At 71.1% G+C, this 20,223-nt stretch carries 21 protein-coding genes; 9 read left to right on the top strand and 12 right to left on the bottom strand.

Annotated elements, in window-relative coordinates; translation table 11 throughout:
* Positions 1-8 precede the first annotated feature (8 nt).
* The 4 genes from ABD437_RS33675 to ABD437_RS33660 all read right to left on the bottom strand — a co-directional run bounded on the left by ABD437_RS33675 (position 9) and on the right by ABD437_RS33660 (position 4,370).
* Positions 9-1,151, bottom strand: coding sequence for an MHYT domain-containing protein (locus tag ABD437_RS33675; RefSeq protein ID WP_344653007.1), 1,143 nt, complete (start codon positions 1,149-1,151; stop codon positions 9-11).
* A 144-nt stretch (positions 1,152-1,295) separates the two neighbouring features.
* The gene (locus tag ABD437_RS33670; protein ID WP_344653006.1) at positions 1,296-2,201 is read right to left on the bottom strand and encodes an MHYT domain-containing protein; all 906 of its coding nucleotides are present in this window, start codon (positions 2,199-2,201) and stop codon (positions 1,296-1,298) included.
* A 118-nt stretch (positions 2,202-2,319) separates the two neighbouring features.
* Positions 2,320-3,000: a response regulator gene (locus ABD437_RS33665; protein ID WP_344653005.1), complete on the bottom strand. Its 681-nt coding sequence runs from the start codon at positions 2,998-3,000 to the stop codon at positions 2,320-2,322.
* The gene (locus ABD437_RS33660; protein ID WP_344653004.1) at positions 2,997-4,370 is read right to left on the bottom strand and encodes a sensor histidine kinase; all 1,374 of its coding nucleotides are present in this window, start codon (positions 4,368-4,370) and stop codon (positions 2,997-2,999) included. The genes ABD437_RS33665 and ABD437_RS33660 overlap by 4 nt, the downstream gene beginning before the upstream one ends.
* Before the next feature lie 199 nt (positions 4,371-4,569).
* Here ABD437_RS33660 and ABD437_RS33655 point away from each other — a divergent pair, with 199 nt between their 5' ends.
* Complete coding sequence (locus ABD437_RS33655; protein WP_344653003.1) at positions 4,570-5,112, top strand: DUF1707 domain-containing protein; 543 nt, start codon at positions 4,570-4,572, stop codon at positions 5,110-5,112.
* Between the two features lie 156 nt (positions 5,113-5,268).
* Positions 5,269-5,496, top strand: a complete 228-nt coding sequence (locus ABD437_RS33650) for a DUF397 domain-containing protein (RefSeq protein ID WP_344653002.1) — start codon at positions 5,269-5,271, stop codon at positions 5,494-5,496.
* A gap of 22 nt (positions 5,497-5,518) precedes the next feature.
* Here ABD437_RS33650 and ABD437_RS33645 read toward each other — a convergent pair whose 3' ends face one another.
* Both ABD437_RS33645 and ABD437_RS33640 read right to left on the bottom strand, forming a co-directional pair.
* Complete coding sequence (locus tag ABD437_RS33645) at positions 5,519-6,712, bottom strand: DivIVA domain-containing protein (protein WP_344653001.1); 1,194 nt, start codon at positions 6,710-6,712, stop codon at positions 5,519-5,521.
* Between the two features lie 83 nt (positions 6,713-6,795).
* A complete protein-coding gene (locus tag ABD437_RS33640) occupies positions 6,796-7,491 on the bottom strand; it encodes a DedA family protein (RefSeq protein WP_344653000.1) in 696 nt (231 codons plus the stop codon).
* A gap of 123 nt (positions 7,492-7,614) precedes the next feature.
* Between ABD437_RS33640 and ABD437_RS33635 the strand changes: the two genes are divergently transcribed.
* Entirely contained in the window at positions 7,615-9,090 is a 1,476-nt protein-coding gene (locus ABD437_RS33635) for a glutamate-cysteine ligase family protein (protein ID WP_344652999.1), read from the top strand.
* On the opposite strand, the gene ABD437_RS33630 is transcribed toward ABD437_RS33635, so the two are convergent.
* The 3 genes from ABD437_RS33630 to ABD437_RS33620 are packed head-to-tail and all read right to left on the bottom strand — an operon-like array spanning position 9,016 to position 11,435.
* Complete coding sequence (locus ABD437_RS33630) at positions 9,016-9,852, bottom strand: lysophospholipid acyltransferase family protein (RefSeq protein ID WP_344652998.1); 837 nt, start codon at positions 9,850-9,852, stop codon at positions 9,016-9,018. The genes ABD437_RS33635 and ABD437_RS33630 overlap by 75 nt on opposite strands.
* Positions 9,849-10,571, bottom strand: coding sequence for a GNAT family N-acetyltransferase (locus tag ABD437_RS33625; protein WP_344652997.1), 723 nt, complete (start codon positions 10,569-10,571; stop codon positions 9,849-9,851). The genes ABD437_RS33630 and ABD437_RS33625 overlap by 4 nt, the downstream gene beginning before the upstream one ends.
* A gap of 54 nt (positions 10,572-10,625) precedes the next feature.
* Positions 10,626-11,435 (bottom strand): DUF2470 domain-containing protein, encoded by an 810-nt coding sequence (locus tag ABD437_RS33620; RefSeq protein WP_344652996.1) that lies wholly within the window; start codon positions 11,433-11,435, stop codon positions 10,626-10,628.
* Positions 11,436-11,498: 63 nt separating this feature from the next.
* On the opposite strand from ABD437_RS33620, the gene rpsD reads away from it, so the two are divergent.
* Entirely contained in the window at positions 11,499-12,113 is a 615-nt protein-coding gene (gene rpsD, locus ABD437_RS33615; protein ID WP_344652995.1) for a 30S ribosomal protein S4, read from the top strand.
* Positions 12,114-12,173: 60 nt separating this feature from the next.
* Here rpsD and ABD437_RS33610 read toward each other — a convergent pair whose 3' ends face one another.
* Entirely contained in the window at positions 12,174-12,644 is a 471-nt protein-coding gene (locus ABD437_RS33610; protein ID WP_344652994.1) for a DUF4870 domain-containing protein, read from the bottom strand.
* 245 nt (positions 12,645-12,889) lie between these two features.
* Complete coding sequence (locus ABD437_RS33605) at positions 12,890-13,519, bottom strand: ACT domain-containing protein (protein WP_344652993.1); 630 nt, start codon at positions 13,517-13,519, stop codon at positions 12,890-12,892.
* 194 nt (positions 13,520-13,713) lie between these two features.
* Between ABD437_RS33605 and ABD437_RS33600 the strand changes: the two genes are divergently transcribed.
* From ABD437_RS33600 to gabT, 4 genes are all read left to right on the top strand, one after another.
* Positions 13,714-14,088: a YidH family protein gene (locus ABD437_RS33600; RefSeq protein ID WP_344652992.1), complete on the top strand. Its 375-nt coding sequence runs from the start codon at positions 13,714-13,716 to the stop codon at positions 14,086-14,088.
* Positions 14,085-14,393, top strand: a complete 309-nt coding sequence (locus ABD437_RS33595; protein ID WP_344652991.1) for a DUF202 domain-containing protein — start codon at positions 14,085-14,087, stop codon at positions 14,391-14,393. Before ABD437_RS33600 ends, ABD437_RS33595 begins: the two co-directional genes overlap by 4 nt.
* 70 nt (positions 14,394-14,463) lie before the next feature.
* Positions 14,464-15,663: an esterase-like activity of phytase family protein gene (locus ABD437_RS33590; RefSeq protein WP_344652990.1), complete on the top strand. Its 1,200-nt coding sequence runs from the start codon at positions 14,464-14,466 to the stop codon at positions 15,661-15,663.
* A gap of 73 nt (positions 15,664-15,736) precedes the next feature.
* A complete protein-coding gene (gabT, locus tag ABD437_RS33585; RefSeq protein WP_344652989.1) occupies positions 15,737-17,131 on the top strand; it encodes a 4-aminobutyrate--2-oxoglutarate transaminase in 1,395 nt (464 codons plus the stop codon).
* A gap of 50 nt (positions 17,132-17,181) precedes the next feature.
* On the opposite strand, the gene ABD437_RS33580 is transcribed toward gabT, so the two are convergent.
* The gene (locus tag ABD437_RS33580; protein ID WP_344652988.1) at positions 17,182-17,769 is read right to left on the bottom strand and encodes a TetR/AcrR family transcriptional regulator; all 588 of its coding nucleotides are present in this window, start codon (positions 17,767-17,769) and stop codon (positions 17,182-17,184) included.
* A gap of 216 nt (positions 17,770-17,985) precedes the next feature.
* Here ABD437_RS33580 and ABD437_RS33575 point away from each other — a divergent pair, with 216 nt between their 5' ends.
* The gene (locus tag ABD437_RS33575) at positions 17,986-20,148 is read left to right on the top strand and encodes an MMPL family transporter (protein ID WP_344652987.1); all 2,163 of its coding nucleotides are present in this window, start codon (positions 17,986-17,988) and stop codon (positions 20,146-20,148) included.
* The last annotated feature ends 75 nt before the right edge of the window (positions 20,149-20,223 follow it).

The raw sequence follows: 20,223 nt of genomic DNA, 5'->3' as shown, positions 1-20,223 counted from the left end.
CGCGAACCTCACCACGGATCGGAGGCGTTGCGGCGGCGGGCCGCGTCGGCGAGGTCGGCGTCGGCCCACGGGCCGTTCCCGGTCTGCTGATCGGCCGGCTTCTGCCGCAGCGCGGCCCAGCGCGAGTCCTCGGCCGCCGGCCCGGAGGCGGGCACGCCACCGGGCGTCCACTGCTGCGCCGCACCGTACTGCGCTGCCCCGTACCGAGCCGGTGCGCTCTGGGCCGGTGCGTTCTGAGCCGGCACGGTCGGGGCCGGCGTCGGTGGCTGGGGCCGGCCGGTGGGCGGTGCGTCCGCCCACGACCTGGTGGTGCTGCCCGGCCCGGACGGCTGCGGGCGACCCGCCGACTTGGGCGTCCAGAACGACTCCGCCTCGGCTCCCGGCCCATCGGCCAGGCCGAGCCGGCTCTCCGCCGAGCGAGCCTCCTCGTCGATCGGCGTGGAGAGCGCCGAGTACAGCAGCACGACGACGATGACCCCGGCCAGACCCGCGATGATCGGGAGCGCGGTCGTCACGTCCGCGCCGTCGGCCGAGCTGTGGGTGTCGTCGAGCGTCACCTGCGCGGCGGCCATTCCGACGTAGTGCATGCCGTTGACCGCGACGCCCATGATCAGCGCCGCGCCGGTCACCAGCCAGAGGTTGCGCGCGACCACCGTGAACCAGAGCGCGGCGCTGGCCGCGACCACGGCGATCACCAGCGACAACGCGACGTACTTGAGGTCGTACCCGACGGTGCCGTCCAGCCGGATCGCCGCCATGCCGGTGTAGTGCATGCCGGCCACGCCGAGACCGGCGAACACCCCGCCGAGCAGCACACGCCACAGCTTCAACTCGCCGGTGCCGAGGATCAGCAGGCCGATCCCCACCACGACCACGGCGAGGAACGCGCTGAGCAGCGTCGGGAACACCGCGAACCGGACCTCGCTGCCGTCCACCGCGAACCCGAGCATCGCGAGGAAGTGCATCATCCAGATACCGGTACCGCCGATGGACACGGCGCTCAGCGCCAACCATCCGTACCGCTTCGCGGGAAGCTGCGCTTGGCGACTGCGCGCCATGCAGACCAGCCCGAGCAGCGACCCCAGCACGGAGACGCTGTAGGCGAGGGCAGGCACCAGCCAGCCGTAGGCAAAGTGATGGACTTCCGCCATCGAGCACCCTCCCGGGAAGAGCTCTGAGCCCGAACGCTCGCTCACCTCAGGCGCATTCTCAAGTCCCAAATCGGACCAATTCGGAGGGTGCTGAACCGATTACTCAACGCTGGGGTTCAAACAACCCCAAACTCCTTACGCGCCTCAGCGCGGTACGGATGTGGCGGGTGCGTCGGAATCGGTCGTCTGGGCATCACGGAACGCAACCCGGTGGCGGAGCTGGGTGCGCATCGTCGCGCGGGTCGGCCGCGCGGCCGGCGGCGGCTGCATGTCCTCGCTGGCATAGAGGAGCCGGGTCATCAGCGCCTCCGCGGCTCGCTCCTCAGCCGCCGGCGCGGACAGCGTCGCGTACAGCAGCGCGATGAGCACGGTGCCGACGATCACCGCGCTGGGGATCAGCAGCGTCGTCACGTCCACACCCTCGACCCGGCCGCGGCCGCCGATCTCCCGCACCTTCGCCGCGAACATCCCGATGTAGTGCATCCCGGTCACCGCGATCGCCATGATCGGCGAGGCGGCGGCCAGCGCGGGACGGCTCTTGATGACGATCGTGAACCAGAGCGCGACGGTCGCGGCGACGACGGCGATCACCACCGAGGTCGCGACCAGCGCCGGGTTGTACATCACCTCACCGTCGAGCACCCGCATCGCGGCCATCCCGGTGAAGTGCATCCCGGCTACACCGAGCCCGGTGACGACGCCACCGACCAGCACTTTCAGCATCGACGGCTGTCCCAGCCCGACGACGAAGATGCCGACGGCGACGATCCCGACCGCCATCAGCGCGGAGAGCGCGGTCAGCGCCGGATCGTAGAAGACGAACGTGTTGGAGACGGTGAAGCCGAGCATCGCGAGGAAGTGCATCAGCCAGATCCCGGTGCCGCCGATCGACACCGACCCCAGCGCGAGCCAGCGCACGCGGGCGGCAACCCGGTACGTGTCGCGGGCTCGGGCGGTACAGATCAGACCGAGCAGACAGCCGAGGACTGAAACTGCGTAAGCGAGCAACAACGTGATCAAGCCGTACGTGAAGTGATGGACGTGGGCCACGGCCCTTCTCCTTCGCCACGGGCGCGCCCCCGGTAACGAACCGGGGCATCGTCACCCAATGCCGACGGCACACGCAATCCGTGACGGACAAGTAACCCACTGCGGTACGAAGCAGGGTTCACCTGGCTTGCGGGCGTACCAGACCGGTTTCATACGCCAGCACCACCAGTTGCGCCCGGTCACGGGCGTTCACCTTCGCCATCGCCCGGCTGACGTGGGTTTTCGCGGTGGCCGGGGAGACCACCAGCCGGTCGGCGATCTCGGCGTTCGACAGCCCGGCCGCCACCAGCGCGACGACCTCACGCTCGCGGTCGGTCAGCACGTCGAGCCGGGCGGTCGGCGCGGGTCGGCGCAGGTGCCCGGCGAACTCCGCGATCAGCCGACGGGTGACGCCGGGCGACAACAGCGCGTCGCCGCGCGCGACCACCCGCACCGCCTGCACGAGGTCGGCCGGTTCGGTGTCCTTCACGAGGAAGCCGCTGGCCCCGACCCGGATCGCCTCGAACACGTACTCGTCCAGGTCGAACGTGGTCAGGATGACGACCCGGGTGGCGGAGAGCCGCGCGCTGGCGGTGATCCGCCTGGTCGCCTCCAACCCGTCCACGCCGGGCATCCGGATGTCCATCAGGACGACGTCGGGGGTCAACGCGTCGGCGAGCCGGGCCGCGTCGGCGCCGTCCTTGGCCTCGCCGACGATCGTGATGCCCGGCTGGGCGTCGAGCAGCGCGCGGAACCCGGCCCGCACCAGCGCCTGGTCGTCGGCGAGCAGCACCCGGATCTGGCCGTCGTCGTCGTTCACAGCGGCAGCTCCGCCCGCACCCGGAACCCGCCGTCGGGCGCCGGCCCGGCCTGCAACGTCCCGCCGACCGACTGGGCTCGCTCACGCATGCCTGGTATCCCGTTTCCGCCACCCGGTGGTGGCTCGTCGATCCGATCCAGGTGGACGTCCGGCCGCGCACCGTCCGGGCCGGGGTCGTCGATCTGGACGACGAGCGTGTCCTCGCCGTACTCGAGCGTGACAACGGCCGACACCGGCCCGGCGTGCCGTCGCACGTTCGTCAGCGCCTCCTGGACGATGCGGAACGCCGCCAGGTCGACGCGGGCGGGCAGCGCCTCCGGTGGCTCGCCCCGGCGCGTCAACGTCACCTCCAGCCCGGTGGCGGTGGCGCCGGCCAGCAGATCGTCGAGCCGGTCGAGCGTCGGGGTCGGCTGCCGCGGCGCGTCCTCGTCGACGCCGCGCAGCGCGTTCACGGTGGCCCGCAACTCCACCAGCGCGTCCTTGCTGGACTGTTTGATCGCCGACAGCGACGCGCGCAGCTCGGCCTCGCTCGTCGCACTGGCATCCATCAGGTGCAGCGCCACCCCGGACTGCACGTTGATCAGCGAGAGGTGGTGGCCGAGCAGGTCGTGCACCTCGCGGGCGATCCGCAGTCGTTCGTCGGAGACGCGGCGGCGCTCGCCCTCCAGCCGGCTGCGTTCGGCCTCGGCCCGGCGCGCCTGGTACTCCTGCGCGCGTTCGCGCCCGGCCCGACCGGCCTCGGCGCCCATCATGACCAGCGCGGTCCACAGCGCGGCCGCGATCACGCCGCCGACCGGAACCGTCGGGCCCTCCACCAGCGTGAGGTCGACCGCGGTGAACGCGCTGAACCCGACCACCGCGATCGTCCACGCCGCCCAGCGCCGGGACTCGGTCTGCACGGCGTTCAGCGCGACCAGCACCGCCAGGAACCCGGGCCCGGGCGGGTACCCCAGCAGGTAATAGGCCGACAGCACCGCGGTGACGAGCAGCGCGACCGCGATCGGCGCTTTCCGCCGTGCGCCCAGCAGCAGCGGGGCGAGGACGAGCAGCACCCAGCCGCGGGAGTCGAGCGCGTGGAAGCCCTCGAAGGTCTGCTCGGCGAGCAGCGTGCCGCCGACCGTGAGGATCCCGACGCCCCCCACCGCGGCGCCCGCCGGTGACTGACGGTGCTCCCAGCGCGCTTCCCAGCTCCGGCCCTTGGCCTCCCAGCGCCGGGCCAGGTTCTCCCCGTGGTGAGCGTGCTTCTCCCACCGGCGAGCCTGCTGGCGGACGTGGTCCTCCCAGTGCCGCTGCTGCCACTCCGCGCGTCGGCGCTCACGTTCACCCCAGCGTCGGGTGCGCTCCTCCCAACGCTGCTGCCTGCGGCTCATGGCTCGACCGTAGGCCAGGTGATCGCGCCGGTCATCGGCTGCGAGGCTCGGCGGACGTACTACTCCGGGAGTACGTGGGGTGCGCGCCTGCGCCCGTCGGCGCAGACCGACAGCGGCCCGGCAGCCGACGAAATCGGTGCGATCCCGGCCGAGCATTGGTGGTGTCGGCACCCGCCGACCTACTCGAACGGAGACCGACATGCCCGCCGAGCCCACCCCTCCGCCCCGCACCCGATCGTCCACGGTCGAGCGTGAACGGATCGTCTCGATCCTCCGCGCCGCGGCCGAGGCCGGTCTCCTGACGCTCGACGAGGCCGACGAGCGCATGGCCACCTGTTACCAGTCGCAGTACCGCGACGAGCTCGCGCCGCTGGTCGCCGACCTGCCCGACCAGGGCCGGGGGCTGATCCCGCCGGACCCGGAGGAGCAGGCCCGCGAACGCCGGGCCGGCCGCGCGGAGCTCGGTGGACGCGTCGGGTTCATCGTCTTCCTCGGTGCGATCCTCACGACGATCTGGGCGCTCACCGGTGCGGGGTTCTTCTGGCCGCTGTTCCCGCTCGGCTTCCTCGCGCTGACGACCGTGTTCCACGTCAAACACCGCACCCGCCGCGAACAGTGGCGTGCGCACCTCGCCGCCGCCGGTTACGGCCCCGGCGACTTCGCCGAGTACCGCGCCCAGCGCTGCGGGCCCCGGCACCACCGCGGCCGGTGGGACCACGACTACGCGCACCGTTCCTGGTAAATGGGCTTCCCGGGATCCGGCCCGGCGCTGTTCGCCTACCACCTCGGTGGGGCCCAGCGGCGTCCCCGAGGGGTCGGCGACATACGTGACGCACGGTGTACCCTTCCGGCGTCAGCGCCCGTAATTCGTTACGGGGAGTGCAGAACCGGAGGCTCCATGTCCGACGTCGACCTCTCCGAGGCCGTGTGGCTGCGCAGCTCGCGGAGCGCGGAGGACGAAGGTCCCACCGTCGAGGTCGCGTTCGTCGGTGACCAGATCGCGGTGCGCGACTCCACCGACCCGGCCGCCGTCCTCCTGTTCACCCAGGCGGAGTGGGACGCGTTCCTGGCCGGTGTGAACGATGGGGAATTCGACCTCGACGAAGAGGGCGAGCTCGCCAACTGAGCTCGCCCTCTCCGTACACCGGTCAGTTCTCGGCGCTGACCCGCGGCAGCTCGTTCGTCGGAGCGCCACGGTGCGGGCCGATGCCGTTGTTCGGCTGGGCCGTCGGCGGCTGAGCGCCGGGGCCGGGAACCGCCATCCGCTGGGTGGTCGCCGCGGCCGCCGCCTGGGGCGAAGGCTTCGGCTGCTGGGCGGGTGCGGCGGCCGGACCGGCCGGGGCTTCTGGCGTTAACGCCGACGCCGACGCGACCTCCTCGACGTCGTCGTCGCCGAAGAGACCGGCGCCACCGCCGGTCAACCGCGCGACCGCCTCGCGCAGCCGGCCGATCTCCTGCTTGATCTGCTTGCGCCGGGCGTCGAGCTCGGCCACGACCCGGCGGGCCTCGGCGACGGTCTGGTCGGCGTCGGCCTTCGCGCTCGCGCGGATGCCCTCCGCTTCGGTGCGGGCGTTCGTGATCGTCTGCTCGGCCTGGCGGCGGGCCGCGTCGGTGGCGCCACGTGCGGCTTCGTCAGCCTTGCGCCGCACGTCGGCGGAGTGCGCGTCGGCCTTGGCGAGCACGTCGGCGGCGTGCTTCTCGGCTTCCCCGCGGACCCGCGCGGAGAACTGGCTGGCGTCGTCCTGGACCCGGCGGGCGTCGGCCTTCGTCCGCTCACGCAGCTCGCCGACTTCGCGCTCACCCTGGGCGCGGGCCTCCTCGGCGTCCCGGCGGAGCGCCGCGGCCCGCTTCTCGGCCTCGGCGACCAACTTGTCGGCGTGCGCGGCCTTCTGCGCGTGCTCGGCCTCGATGGCCTCCCGGCGTTCGGCGAACGACTTCTCGACGCCGGCCTTCACCGCTTCGATGTCCTGCTCGGCCTTGGCGCGCACCGCGGTCGCGTCCGCCTCGGCCTTCGAACGGATCTCGGCCGCTTCGTCTTCGACCATGGCGAAGATCTGCTCGACGCGCGCACCGAGGTGTTTGTACGACGGCTTCTCGGCGGTGGGCCGCCGCTGCACCTCCACCACCTGGTTCTGCAGTTCGGACACCTGGGCCGCGAGCGCGTGGTTCTGCGCCAGCGCGTCGTCGCGACGTGCGGCGAACTGCGACAGTTCGCTCTCGAGCTGGGCGATGTACCGATCGACCTGACGTCGGTCGTAGCCGCGAAGGGCGAGGTCGAACGTGACCTCGGCGGTCGCGGGGTCGCTGAGGGTGAACAGGTTCTGCTCTTCGCCTTGGGCCATAGGCTCTATCCAAACATGGTCGTCCAGGCTCACCGGACTGCTCCGCGCCGACTCGTGACGCGTGTTCAAAACGGTACGATCCACTACCCCGAATGGCGCACGCGTAGCACGCGCTTCCACCCGAAATAGACCACCGAGAGCACGATCGCGCCGATCACGACGTAGTTGAGAATGTCGCTGTACTGACCGACGGTCTCCCACTGGTTGCCGAGGACGTACCCCAACACGACGAAGATCGTGTTCCACACGCCGCTACCGATGGTGGTGTACAGCGTGAATTTCCAGACCGGCATCCGCTGAACGCCGGCGGGAACCGAAATCAGGCTCCGGACGACCGGGATGATCCGCCCGATCAGCACCGCGGTTCCGCCGTGGCGGTCGAACCAGCTCTGCGCGCGGTCGAGGTCGCTCTCCTGCATCAGCGGCAACTTGCGCAGCCAGACCCGGATCCGGTCCTCACCCACCGCGGCACCCAGCCAGTACAGCGCCAGCGCACCGATCACCGAGCCCAGCGTGGCCGCGACGATGACCGTGACCACGTTGAGCCGGCCGGTACCGGACAGGTACCCGGCCAGCGGCAGGATGATCTCGCTGGGAATCGGGGGGAACAGGTTCTCCAGCAGCACCAGGAGCCCGACGCCGAAGGGGCCGAGGAGCTCGACGACGTCCACCACCCAGCCGGAGATTCCGGTGAGTTCGGCGGGTTCGGTCGCTCGCGCACCCGCCAGCGCGGGAACCATTTCTGCCACGTGCAGCACACCCTTCACCCGATGCGGCATTCCCACTCCGCAACGGGTTACCCGGGTGCGATGGTTCCCTAAGCGAGATGCGTCACTGGTTCGCACACCACCGGCGACGGGTATCGGGAACGAGAGGCCGATGCCCTGACCGAGGGGAGAAGCATGGGTCGGGACGTACCGGCGGTGGAATTCACTCGGGATGACCGACGCCGCTATCGGGAGAAGGTCCGGCAATGTCTGGACACGCTGGCGCAGATGCTGGCGGAGTCACGCTTCGATTTCGACCGGCCACTGACCGGCCTGGAGATCGAGCTGAACCTGGTGGACGCCGACGGGCAACCGGCGATGCGCAACGCCGAGGTGCTGCGCGCGATCGCCGACGACCAGTGGGCCACCGAGATCGGGCAGTTCAACCTGGAGATCAACATGCCGCCGCGGCGACTCGCCGCGGCCGGTGCGGGTGAGCTGGAGAAAGAGGTCCGGGACGCGCTCAACGCCGCGGACGAGAAAGCGCGTCCGCTCGGCACCCAGCTGGCGCTGATCGGCATCCTCCCGACGCTGCGCGAGTCGCACGTCAACCTGGACACGCTCTCGGCGAACGACCGGTACCGGCTGCTCAACGAACAGATCTTCGCGGCTCGGGGCGAGGACCTGCCGATCCGGATCGACGGCGTCGAGCAGCTCGACACCTACGCCGACAGCGTCGCGCCGGAGGGCGCCTGCACCAGCGTCCAGTTCCACCTGCAGGTGAGCCCGACGACGTTCGGCGCGTACTGGAACGCGGCCCAGGCGATCGCCGGCGCGCAGGTGGCGCTGGGCGCGAACTCCCCGTACCTGTTCGGGCACCGGCTCTGGGCCGAGACCCGGATCCCGTTGTTCGAGCAGGCCACCGACACCCGGTCGGACGAGCTGAAGGCACAGGGCGTGCGGCCCCGGGTCTGGTTCGGCGAGCGGTGGATCACGTCGGTGTTCGACCTGTTCGAGGAGAACAGCCGGTACTTCCCCGCGTTGCTCCCGCTGTGCGAGGACGAGGACCCCGAGGCCGTGCTGGCGGCGGGCGGCACCCCGTCGCTGCCGGAGCTGACGCTGCACAACGGCACGATCTGGCGCTGGAACCGGCCGGTCTACGCGGTCGTCGACGGGCGACCGCACCTGCGGGTGGAGAACCGGGTGCTCCCCGGCGGGCCGACCGTCGTCGACATCGCGGCGAACATGGCCTTCTACTACGGGCTGGTGCGTGCGCTCGTCGACTCCGAGCGGCCGGTGTGGAGCCAGATGTCGTTCGCGGCGGCGCAGGAGAACTTCCACGCCGGCGCGCGCGACGGGATCCACAGCCGGCAGTACTGGCCCGGCGCCGGTGAGGTGCCGGTCTCCGAACTCGTCCTGCGCCACCTGCTGCCGATGGCGGCCCAGGGGCTGGACGCCTGGGGGGTGTCCGCCGACGAGCGCGACCGGCTGCTCGGCATCGTCGAAGGACGCTGCCTGTCCCACCGCACCGGTTCGGACTGGCAGGTGGCCGCCGTCGAGGCGTACGAGCGCTCCGGCCTCGGCCGGGACGAGGCGCTACGCCGGATGACTGTCGACTACCTGGCGCGGATGCACTCCAACGAGCCGGTCCATACGTGGGGTCAGGACTGAGATGCTCGCCGCCGCGGCGGCGAGCATCCGCCGGTCCCGGCCCGGCGGAAGGGCCGGGCGGCACCGCACCTCCACCGCGACGCCGCGGGCGCGCGCGATGCGCCACACCGACGCGGTGAGCGGGTCGTCGCCGAGGAACGCCGTGACCGTCGTCGGCCGCCCGGCGGCGGTGTACTCGACGGTGACCGGTTCGACCGGGGCCCCGGCGTCGATCGCGGCCTGGAACACCGCCGGATAAAACCGGCCGGTCTCGGCGCCGCACCGGGTCGTGCCCTCCGGCCACGCCACCACCCGGGCACCCGCGAGCAGCGCGGCCCGGACGTCGGCGACGGTGCGGGGCAGCGTCGAGAGCCGGTTGCGGTCGACGAAGATCGTCCCGCCGCGGGCGGCCAGCGAGCCGATCAGCGGCCAGCTCCGCAGGTCGGACTTCGCGAGCATCCGGCCGGGGCGGACCGAGCCCACCGCGAGGATGTCCAACCAGGAGACGTGGTTGGAGACCACGAGCGCACCGACGGGCGGCTCGTCCGGCGAGTCGACGACCAGGCGGACGTCGAGCGCACGCAGCAGTGACCGGCACCAGCCGCGCACGGCCGCGGTCCGCCCGGCCGCGCCGAGCAGCGGGTAGCACACGGCCAGCGGGATCGCGGCGAGCACGGTGACGATCAGCGCGGCCAGGCGGAACAGGGTGGTCGCGAGCGGCACCCGCTCCTCGTCGCCGGTGAGGCACCCGACCGCGCAGGGTGAGTACGGCGCCCAGCTCACGGTTCCCCCAGGAACCGACGGAGGTAGCGGGGGTCGGTGTCGGCCAGCGACAGCAGCACGAAGAAGTCGGCGGTGCCGAACGCGGGGTCGTGGGCGGGCGGGCCGCAGACCTTCGCGCCGAGACGCAGGTACCCGCGGAGCAACGGCGGCACGAGCGGGAGCCGGGGCGCGGCGGCCGGGCCGACCCAGGGGGTGCGTGGTTCGACCCGGAACTCGGCCGGCGGCAGGTACCTGGCGTTCACCACGGCCGCGGTCGCGGCGGCGGCCACGCCCCCGTCGGCGAGCGACACCGAGGCGCACCCCGCCAGCCAGCGGTGACCGGACAGGTGCAGGTAACGGGCGATGCCCGCCCACATCAGGCCGATCACCGCGCCGTTGCGGTGATCGGGGTGGACGCAGGAGCGTCCGGTCTCGACGAGGTCCGGCCGCAGCGCCGCCAGCCGGTCGAGCCGGAACTCGCCGTCCGAGTAGAGCTCGGCGCTGCGCCCGGGTGGCAGCATCCGGTAGGTACCGACGCAGGCCCCGGTCGCGTCGTCCCGGATCAGTAGGTGGTCACAGAGGGCGTCGAACCGGTCGACGTCGATGCCCGGCCCGTCGATCGCCGCACCGAGTTCGGTGGCGAAGACCTGGTACCGCAGTTGCTGAGCTGCGCGGATCTCCGCGGCCTCGGTCGCGAGCACGACCGAGTACCCCGCCGAGACGAGAACGCTAGAAGGCATGGTCGAGGTGTAACGCCGCACACACGTCGCGCGTAAGGAACGCCCGGTGAACCTTTAGTGCGTGTGTTGGTGCGACTCCGGACGGCACCGGCAGCAGGCCAGCAGGTGGAACACCTCGGCGAGTTCCTTGAGGTCACCGATCGGGTGCCGGAACCCGGCCCGGATCCACCGCTCCTCCCCCGCCACCTCGACGCCGAGCGTCAGGCCGTAGCGGTCGAGGCGGAGCGCACGCGCGTTGCTCGCGCCGGGCACCGCGGTCTCCCTGGCCTGGGCGCACAGCTCGGCGAGCAGGTCCTCGTGGTGGTCGGCGAGGTCGTTGAGCAGCTTCTGCTCTTCGGGCGCGAACGGGTCGGGTTCGGCGTCGAGGAACGCGTCGACGTCGACGTCGGTGCGGCGCAGGCCGTCCGGGCCGGTGTCCTCGGCGTCGTAGCCGGGCGTGACCCACTCGATCTCGGCGAGGTCCAGCCGGTACAGCACGCTGCCGCGACCGATGTCGAGCAGCTCACCGATCGGGTTCACCTCGGCGAAGTCCATCGCCGCGCGGTGGGCGGCCAGGCCGGTGAGGCGGGTGGCCCAGCCGGACATCGTCACTCGGCCGCGCCACGGGCTGCCGGTCACCGGCTGCCGGTCGGCCACGGTCAGCTGCGCCACCGCGTCGCCGTCGGCCGCCACCGGACGCAGCGCCCGGTCGACCGGGCTGTCCTCGGCGAGGAGCAGCAGCACACGACCCATCCGGTCGGTGACGTGGGTGACCGCGAACTCGGGCGCCGGCGATCCGCCGCCGGTTTCACCGGACGTGCGGATGCGTGCCGGCAGATGCCCGGCCGCCAACGTACGAGCGACTTCTGCCGGGGTCGGCTCCATCACGCCTCCAAAATACGGTTAGGCTCACCTTAGTTAGCGAAGCCTAACCTAGAAGGGTGTTCGATGAACAAGTCCCGGCCCAAGGTCCGGTTGTCGCGGGCGCTGGGGATTCCGCTCACGCCGAAGAGCGTGGAGTACTTCGAGCGGCGTCCCTACCCGCCCGGCGTCCACGGCCGACGTCGCCGGCAGCAGAGTGACTACTCGCTGCGGCTGCGTGAGAAGCAGCGGCTGCGTTTCCAGTACGACATCGGCGAGAAGCAGCTGCGCCGGGTCTTCGACGAGGCCGCCAAGAACCGCACCGGCAAGACCGGCGACGTGCTCGTCTCGCTGCTCGAGCGCCGCCTGGACGCCACCGTGCTGCGCGCCGGCTTCGCGCGGACGATCTACCAGGCGCGCCAGTTCGTGACCCACCGGCACATCACGGTGAACGGCAAGCGGGTCGACAAGCCGTCGTACCGGGTCGAAGAGGGCGACGTCGTGCAGGTGCACGAGCGCAGCCGTCCGATGACACCGTTCCTCACCGCGGCCGCGGGGGCACACGTCGGCTCCGGGCCCACGGCGCCCTATCTCGACGTCTCGATCAGCAACCTCACCGCGCGGGTGCTGCGCGACCCGGTGCGCACCGAGGTTCCGGTCATCTGCAACGAGCAGCTGGTCGTCGAGTTCTACTCCCGCTGACCCGGTGCGCACGACGAACGAGGGCGGCCCCGTAGGGCCGCCCTCGAGTTCGTTCGTGCGTCAGCGCAGGACGGCTAACCCCACCGGGTAGCGGTACCGCTCTCCCCCGGCGGCCGAGAGCGCGGCGAGCACCGTGGTGAGCAGCCAGGCCAGCACCAGCGGCACCAGGAACAGCGCCGCGAGCCCGAACGTCAGCACGCCGAGCAGCAGCATCGGGGCGAGCGCAGCCAGGAACGCGAGCTGGAAGTTCGCCGCGGCCAGCGCCTGCTCCTTGACGTAAGTGGACCGTTCGCCGACGAGCCGGGAGATCACCAGCGGACCGGCCGCACTCGACACCGCACCGGAGAGGTGCGCGAGCACCACCCAGGCCCGCTCGGTCGCGGTCGGCGCGAGCGTGGTGCGCACACGCACCGGCGCGGCGACCTTCTGCTCACGCACGGTAGTGGGAGCGATGGCGGCGACCGGGCGACGCGACGGGCGCAGCCGTACCGGCCGCACACCACCGTCGAGCACCGGCGTCATGACGCTCATCCGAACCCCTCCTCGACTTCCCCCGGACCCCCGTTGTCGTCCGGTGTGCGCCCATCGTGCTCGCGAACGGTGTCCGAGGGCGTCAGGGATCCCACTGGTTCTTGCCCTGGTCGGGTACCCAGCCGAACCCCGGGGACACCCCGGATGGCTGTTCACCCCTCCATAACCATCCAACCGCGCGCAACCGAAATCGATGTCGGTCGAACGACAGCAATTACATGGCGAGAAACACAGCGAAATCCCGCTTAGGCGGGGAGAGCCTCTTTGCCGACGATCGCGCCGACGATGTCGGCGAGGACCGTCAGCCGGGTGAGCTCGACGTCGTGGAACGCCGGCGCGTCCTGGCGGGCGATCACCAGCGCGGTGGTGGTGCCGTCGAGCGGGGTCACGGCCAGGTGCGGGCCGTCCGGCACGCTGAGCGTGCGCGGGCGCAGCGGCGTCAGCTCGGGGTAGGTGAACTTCTCCGGCGCCTGCCAGCTCGTCCTGATCACGGTGAGCGACGGATCGGTTTCGACGAGTGCGGCCCACCCCGCGCTGAACAACGCCGGTGCCGCATCGACCAGAGTGGCCAGTCCGCGGCCGGGGTTCGCCGCGACCTGGGACAGCACGCCGAGATCGGAGAGCGCCCCCGGCGGCTCGACGGTCTCCCAGATGCCCTCGACCCGGACGCCGGGCGCGGCCTCCAGCCCCGCCGCGACCCGCTCGCGGACCGCGGGGTTGGCCACCGAGACCGTGAACTCGTCGAGCGCTCGGCCGACGACGCTCTCGAGCACCGTGACCTGGAGGATGTCCGCGCCGGCCGCGCCGAGGGTGCGGGTGACGGCACCGAGCGCACCCGGCCGGTCCGGCAGTGAAACCCGCACCCGAAGCAACATGTCAGCCAGCCTGCCACGGCCGCGTTACCAGCGTGTTGCCGGTGGTCAGGGACACAATTGAAGGGAGAGCCACCGCGTGCCCTTGCGGGCGCAGACGCCGGTACCGAAGTACCGGCAAAACGGGTGACCCTCCCCGACACCCATGTTCCCGCAGCACCCGGGGGCTCAAACACCGGGCATTCGTAGGATTAGACGTGCGCCAACCAAACGACACCAGGCCTACCGATCCGGGAGACGAACTCGACTACCGGTTCTCCCTGGCGAACGAGCGCACGTTCCTGGCGTGGATCCGGACCGCGCTCGCGCTCGTCGGCGGCGGGCTGGCCGTCGACCAGCTACTTCCCGAACTGGGCCGGCCCACCGCGCTGCGGATCTCGATCGCCACCGTGCTGCTGGTGCTCGGCGCGGCCACCGCGATCCACGCGTCGATCCGTTGGATGCGTGTCGAACGCCAGATGCGGTCCGGAAACGACCTGCCGCCCTCGTCGTACCCGCGGATCCTCGCGATAGTGGTCGCCGCCGGTGCGGCCCTCCTTCTCGTCGTGGTGCTGCTGGGCATCGACCGATGAGGCCGCGGCCACCCGGGTTGGCGTCCGAACGCACCGCGCTGGCCTGGGTGCGGTCGCTGATCGGCCTGATCGGGGTCGGGTTGCTGGTCTCGCGCGGCCTGCTCGTGCACTGGCCGCCGGTGCCGGCGGCGGTCGCGATCGCGGTGGTCGGCGCACTCGTACTGGGCGCGTGCTATCTCGGCGAACGGCGCTGGATCGCGCTGCGGCGCGCCCGTCCGGCGCCGCCGCGCCCGGCGACGATCGTCGCGATCACCGCGGGGGCGGTGCTGGTGGCCGCACTGGGGGGCATGGTGTTGGCTCGGTAGCTTGCCCCGATTCATGCATTGTTCGCGGTAAAGCGCTTCGATACTCGCCATGCAACCCTGGTGCAGGTTCTTGAGTCTCGCCGTCCCGGCCGTGGCCGTGGCCGCGCTCTCGGCGGCCCCGGCGGCCGCCCACTCGGATGCCGTGACGCTCCTCGGTAGGGCCTCGATCTCCGCGACCGACTACCAGCCCGGCCCGGACTCCGGCGCCGCGCTGGACAAGACGACAGTGAACGGCGTCACGCCACCGTTCAAGGGACAGCCGATCCCCGGCTTCTCGGCGGCGATCACCGCGTCGGCCGGCGACAAGTCCGGCCGCCGCCTGCTCGCGATGCCCGACAACGGCTTCGGGGCCAAGACCAACTCGGCGGACTTCCTGCTGCGTGCGTACTACGTCGAGCCGGACTACCGGCACGGCGACGTGAAGATCGACGGGTTCGTCAGCTTCCGCGACCCCGACCACAGGGTTCAGTTCCCGATCGTGAACGGAACCACGAAGGAGCGCCTGCTCACCGGCGCGGACTTCGACATCGAGTCGCTGCAGCGCGACGCGCACGGCAACCTCTGGATCGGCGACGAGTTCGGCCCGTACCTGATCAAGGTCGACCGGACGGGCAAGGTGCTGCAGGCGCCGATCCCGCTGGCCGACGGCACCAAGTCGCCGCAGTCGCCGGACCTGGAGGCGGGCGGGACGCCGACGCTCGCGGCCAGCAACGGCTTCGAGGCGATGGCGATCTCCACCGACGGCAGGACGCTCTACCCGATCCTCGAAGGACCGAAGGTCGCCGACGCCGACAAGACCCGCCGGGTCGTGTACGAGTTCGACATCCGCCGCAACGAGTACACCGGTCGGACGTGGACGATCAACGTCGGCGCGGTCGGCCAGCTCGTGGCCGACGCGCAGGTGCTCGACGGGCGCCGGATCGCCTGGCTGGAGCGTGACAACTTCGAGGGCGCCGAGGCGAAGGTGAAGCGGATCCACGTCGCCGACCTCGACCGGGCCGACAAGTCGGGCGCGGTGACGTCGACGACGGTCGCCGACCTGCTGAAGATCGCCGACCCCCGGGGCATCTCGACGCCGGCACGCGCGGGCGAGTTCGGGGTGGGGCCGACGTTCGCGTTCCCGTTCCAGTCGGTGGAGACGATCCTGCCGCTCCGCGGTGACAAGGTGTTCGTCACCAACGACAACAACTTCCCGGGTAACGACGGCCGCATCGCGGGTAAGGCCGACGACATCGAGTTGATCGAGATATCCATCCCCGGACTGCGTTAACTACCACTCGATCCGTCGCAAAGGCCGTGCAATACTGCGGTTTCCGCGACCTCGAGCGCCTCGGGAGGGCCAGATGACACAGACCGGTGTTCCACAGGAGCGCAAGCTGGTCACGGCCATCCCGGGGCCGCGCTCGGAAGAACTGCTCGCTCGTCGCAACGCGGCCGTGGCGCAGGGCGTCAGCATCGGGCTCCCGGTGTTCGTCACGGCCGCGGGCGGCGGGATCGTCGTCGACGTCGACGGCAACCAGCTCATCGACCTCGGCTCCGGTATCGCGGTGGTGAACGTCGGCAACGCGAACCCGGCGGTGGCCGCCGCGGTCGCCACCCAGGCGGCCGCGTTCACCCACACCTGCTTCATGGTGACGCCCTACGAGGGGTACGTCGCGGTCTGCGAAGCGCTCAACCGCCTCACGCCCGGCGACTTCGAGAAGCGCTCGGCGCTGTTCAACTCCGGCGCCGAGGCGGTGGAGAACGCGGTGAAGATCGCCCGCGCCTACACCAAGCGTCAGGCCGTCGTCGTGTTCGACCACGGCTACCACGGCCGGACGAACCTGACGATGGCGCTGACCGCGAAGAACATGCCGTACAAGCACTCGTTCGGGCCGTTCGCGCCCGAGGTGTACCGGCTGCCGATGTCCTACCCGTACCGCGACGAGGACGCCGGGCTCGACGCGTCCGGCCCGGCCGCCGCGGCCCGCGCGCTGAGCGTCCTCGACAAGCAGGTCGGGGCCGGGAACGTGGCCGCGCTGATCATCGAGCCGATCCAGGGTGAGGGCGGTTTCATCGAGCCGGCGCCCGGCTTCCTGGCCGCCGTCGCCGAGTACTGCCGGGCGAACGGCATCGTGTTCGTCGCCGACGAGATCCAGACCGGTTTCGGCCGCACCGGCCACCTGTTCGCATCCGAGCACGAGGGGATCGTGCCGGACCTGGTGACCACCGCGAAGGGCATCGCCGGCGGGATGCCGCTGGCCGCGGTCACCGGCCGCGCCGAGATCATGGACGCCGCCCACGCCGGGGGGCTCGGCGGCACGTACGGCGGCAACCCGGTCGCGTGCGCGGCGGCACTGGCCGCGATCGAGGAGATCGAGCGCCGTGACCTGGCCGGTCGGGCCCGCCGGATCGGCGAGATCATGCTGCCGGTGCTGACCGGGCTGGCCGAGCGGCACTCGTTCGTCGGGAACGTCCGCGGCCGCGGTGCGATGCTCGCGGTCGAGCTCGTGGAGCCGGGCACCACGACGCCGGCGGCCCAGCTGGCCGGGGCCGTGAACAAGGCCTGCCACCAGCGTGGCCTGGTGACGCTGAGCTGCGGCACCTACGGCAACGTGCTCCGCTTCCTGCCGCCGCTGGTCATCGGCGAGGACCTCCTGACGGAGGCGCTCGACCTCATCACCGACGCGTTCGACGAGGTCGCGAAGTCCCTGCCGGCGGCCGAAGCCGCTCCGTCGCCCCGGCCCGACACCGACTGAGAACCTCTCCCGGGGGCGGGGGCGCCTGCTCCCACCCCGGGTGCCTCCGCTCAGAACGCGGCGGCCCGCACCGGCTCCTCGCTGCCCAGGACGGCCAGCACGGCGGTGCACACCACGTTCTGCTCGTCGGGTGTGAGCAGCGGGCCCGGCTGGCCCGGGCTCTGGTGATGCAGCAGGCCCGACATCAGCGCGCCCATCGCGCAGCGCCCGCGCAGCAGTGCGGCGGGATCGTCGGACCCGGCCAGCACCGACAACAGCCGCTCCATGCGTGCGTGCATGCCGAGCCGCTCGAACATCGTGTGCTTCACCGACGGGTCGCTCAGCACCGCGGTGAGGAACTCACCGCGCTCGTTCATCTGTGTGATCAGCCGCTTCACCAGCTCGGCCCGTGACCACTGCCCGGCCGCGGTGGCGGCCACGATGCGGTCGACGTCGTCCAGGAACGGCGTGATCAGGGCCTGCAGCACCTCTTCCTTCGACGGGAAGTGGTAGTACAGCGCCGCCTTCGTCATGCCGCAGAGCACCGCGAGGTCGCGGATGGACGTGCCCGCGAAGCCACGCTGCTCGAACAGCTTCGTCGCGGCGTCGAGGATCCGTTGCCGCGTGCCCTCGGCCGTGCTTCCAGCCGTCCGCGCCACGTCACACCCCTCTCACCACGAGATCACTGGCCCTCAAGCGTACGAACTTCGCGCGCCAACGGACAGGTCTTGTGAATTCCACGTGACGGCGACCACCACACCGTTGACACACAGCCGTAGGCTACCCAAAGTATTAACCGACCGATCGATTAATTCCAGCCCGCGGGGGTGTGATCCATGGCCGCACTGGCCAGGTGGTGCTATCAGCATCGAATCGTGGTGGTGATCCTTTGGGTCGTCGGCTTGCTGGGCCTCGGTGCCGCCAGCCAGACCGCCGGCACCGCCTACAACGATAGCTTCGCGTTACCAGGTACTGAATCGACGAAGGCCCTGGACCTGCTGCAGGGCGCTTTCCCGGACGCGGCCGGCGAGTCGGACACGATCGTCTGGCACACCGACAGCGGCTCGGTGAAGGACGCCGCCGTCCAGCAGCGCATCGAGAGCATGCTCGGCCAGGTGGCCGACCGCTCCGACATCGCGTCCGTGGCCAGCCCCTACACCGAGCAGGGCGCCGGACAGATCAGCCAGGACGGCAAGACCGCCTACGCGACGGTCACGTTCAAGGGCTCGGTCGAGGACGAGGTCGACCTCGACGCCGTCGACAGTCTCATCGCCACCGCCGAGAAGGCACGCACCGACGGCCTGCAGGTCGAGCTGGGCGGCAACGCGATCCAGCAGGCCACGCAGGCTCCGCCGGGCAGCTCCGAGGTGTACGGCCTGATCGCCGCCGCGGTGATCCTGCTGATCGCGTTCGGCTCGCTGCTGGCGATGGCGATCCCGCTGATCACCGCGGTACTCGCGCTCGCCGCGGGCACCACGTCGATCATCCTGCTCAGCCACGTGATGACGATCGGCACGATCGCGCCGACCGTGGCCGCGCTGATCGGGCTCGGCGTCGGCATCGACTACGCGCTGTTCGTCGTCACCCGGCACCGCAACGGCCTGATGGCCGGCATGTCGGTCGAGGAATCGACGGTCCGCGCGCTGAACACGTCCGGACGCGCGGTGGTCTTCGCCGGCATCACGGTCTGCATCGCGCTGCTCGGCATGCTCGTGCTGAACCTGAACTTCCTCACCGGCGTCGGCGTCGCGGCCTCGATCGTGGTGTTCTTCTCGGTGCTGACCGCGATCACCCTGCTGCCCTCGCTGCTCGGCTTCTTCGGGATGCGTGTGCTCTCCCGCCGGGAACGCCGCCGGCTGGCCGCCGAGGGACCGCACGAGGCGCACGCCCGCGGGTTCTGGGCGCGCTGGGCCGGCATCGTGGAACGGCGTCCGCGGATGCTGGCCGCGATCGCGATCGCGCTCATCGCGGTGCTCTCGATCCCGACGCTCTCGCTCCGGCTCGGCGCGTCCGACCAGGGCAACGATCCGGCCGACTCGACGACGCGCAAGGCCTACGACCTGCTCGCCGACGGTTTCGGACCGGGTTTCAACGGCCCGCTGCAGCTCGTCGCCGAGCTGAAGTCGCCCGCCGACACCGCCGCGCTCAACGAGCTGGTCGAGCAGGTCCGGAAGGACCCCGGGGTCGCCGCGGTCGTCCCGGTGCCCACCCAGCCCGGCGCCGAGGTCGGCATCGTCCAGGTGATCCCGACGTCCTCCCCGCAGTCGGAGGAGACCAGCAACCTGATCGAGCGCCTCCGTGACGACGTCGTGCCCGGCGTCGAAGACGGCACCACGATGCAGGTGCACGTGGGCGGCATGACGGCGATCTTCGACGACTTCGCCGACGTGCTCACCAGCAAGCTGCCGCTGTTCCTCGGCGTCATCATCGCGCTGGGCTTCCTGCTGCTGACGGTGGCGTTCCGCAGCCTGCTCGTGCCGCTGACCGCGGCGGTGATGAACGTGCTCGCGGCGGCCGCCTCGTTCGGCGTGATCGTCGCGGTGTTCCAGTGGGGCTGGGGCGCCGAGGCGCTCGGCATCGGCGCGGCCGGGCCGGTCGAGGCGTTCCTACCGGTCATGATGCTGGCGATCCTCTTCGGCCTGTCGATGGACTACCAGGTGTTCCTGGTCAGCCGGATGCACGAGGAGTGGGTGCACACCGGCGACAACCGGCGCGCGGTCACGGTCGGGCAGGCCAGCACCGGGCGGGTGATCACGGCCGCGGCGACGATCATGATCTTCGTCTTCGGCGCGTTCATCTTCGAAGGCCAGCGCGTCATCGCCGAGTTCGGCATCGGGTTGTCGAGCGCCGTCTTCATCGACGCGTTCATCCTGCGGACGCTGCTGGTGCCGGCGCTGATGCACTGGTTCGGGCGGGCCAACTGGTGGATCCCGAAGTGGCTCGACCGCTGGCTGCCGCACCTGACGGTGGAGCCGGCCGACGAGCCGGTCACCCCGCCGCGCCCGGAGGAGAAGCGCGAGCCGGTGGCCGTGGGCTAGGGGGCCTAAATCCCTTGCCCACAATCGACTGTCGCCGGACGCTGGAGTACGAGCGTCCGGCGACGGCGCGGAAGG

This window comes from Cryptosporangium japonicum, assembly GCF_039524755.1.
GTDB lineage: Bacteria > Actinomycetota > Actinomycetes > Mycobacteriales > Cryptosporangiaceae > Cryptosporangium > Cryptosporangium japonicum.
This window is presented reverse-complemented; position numbering and strand designations above follow the sequence as displayed.

What these genes read in the sequence shown, in the direction of transcription:
- rpsD (WP_344652995.1), top strand. Translation starts at nt 11,499, where the DNA reads ATGAACAAGTCCCGGCCCAAGGTCCGGTTGTCGCGGGCGCTGGGGATT.
- ABD437_RS33595 (WP_344652991.1), top strand. Translation starts at nt 14,085, where the DNA reads ATGAGGCCGCGGCCACCCGGGTTGGCGTCCGAACGCACCGCGCTGGCC.
- ABD437_RS33605 (WP_344652993.1), bottom strand. Translation starts at nt 13,519, where the DNA reads ATGTTGCTTCGGGTGCGGGTTTCACTGCCGGACCGGCCGGGTGCGCTC.
- ABD437_RS33650 (WP_344653002.1), top strand. Translation starts at nt 5,269, where the DNA reads ATGTCCGACGTCGACCTCTCCGAGGCCGTGTGGCTGCGCAGCTCGCGG.
- ABD437_RS33660 (WP_344653004.1), bottom strand. Translation starts at nt 4,370, where the DNA reads ATGAGCCGCAGGCAGCAGCGTTGGGAGGAGCGCACCCGACGCTGGGGT.
- ABD437_RS33635 (WP_344652999.1), top strand. Translation starts at nt 7,615, where the DNA reads ATGGGTCGGGACGTACCGGCGGTGGAATTCACTCGGGATGACCGACGC.
- ABD437_RS33640 (WP_344653000.1), bottom strand. Translation starts at nt 7,491, where the DNA reads ATGCCGCATCGGGTGAAGGGTGTGCTGCACGTGGCAGAAATGGTTCCC.
- gabT (WP_344652989.1), top strand. Translation starts at nt 15,737, where the DNA reads ATGACACAGACCGGTGTTCCACAGGAGCGCAAGCTGGTCACGGCCATC.
- ABD437_RS33610 (WP_344652994.1), bottom strand. Translation starts at nt 12,644, where the DNA reads ATGAGCGTCATGACGCCGGTGCTCGACGGTGGTGTGCGGCCGGTACGG.
- ABD437_RS33620 (WP_344652996.1), bottom strand. Translation starts at nt 11,435, where the DNA reads ATGGAGCCGACCCCGGCAGAAGTCGCTCGTACGTTGGCGGCCGGGCAT.
- ABD437_RS33625 (WP_344652997.1), bottom strand. Translation starts at nt 10,571, where the DNA reads ATGCCTTCTAGCGTTCTCGTCTCGGCGGGGTACTCGGTCGTGCTCGCG.
- ABD437_RS33675 (WP_344653007.1), bottom strand. Translation starts at nt 1,151, where the DNA reads ATGGCGGAAGTCCATCACTTTGCCTACGGCTGGCTGGTGCCTGCCCTC.
- ABD437_RS33645 (WP_344653001.1), bottom strand. Translation starts at nt 6,712, where the DNA reads ATGGCCCAAGGCGAAGAGCAGAACCTGTTCACCCTCAGCGACCCCGCG.
- ABD437_RS33655 (WP_344653003.1), top strand. Translation starts at nt 4,570, where the DNA reads ATGCCCGCCGAGCCCACCCCTCCGCCCCGCACCCGATCGTCCACGGTC.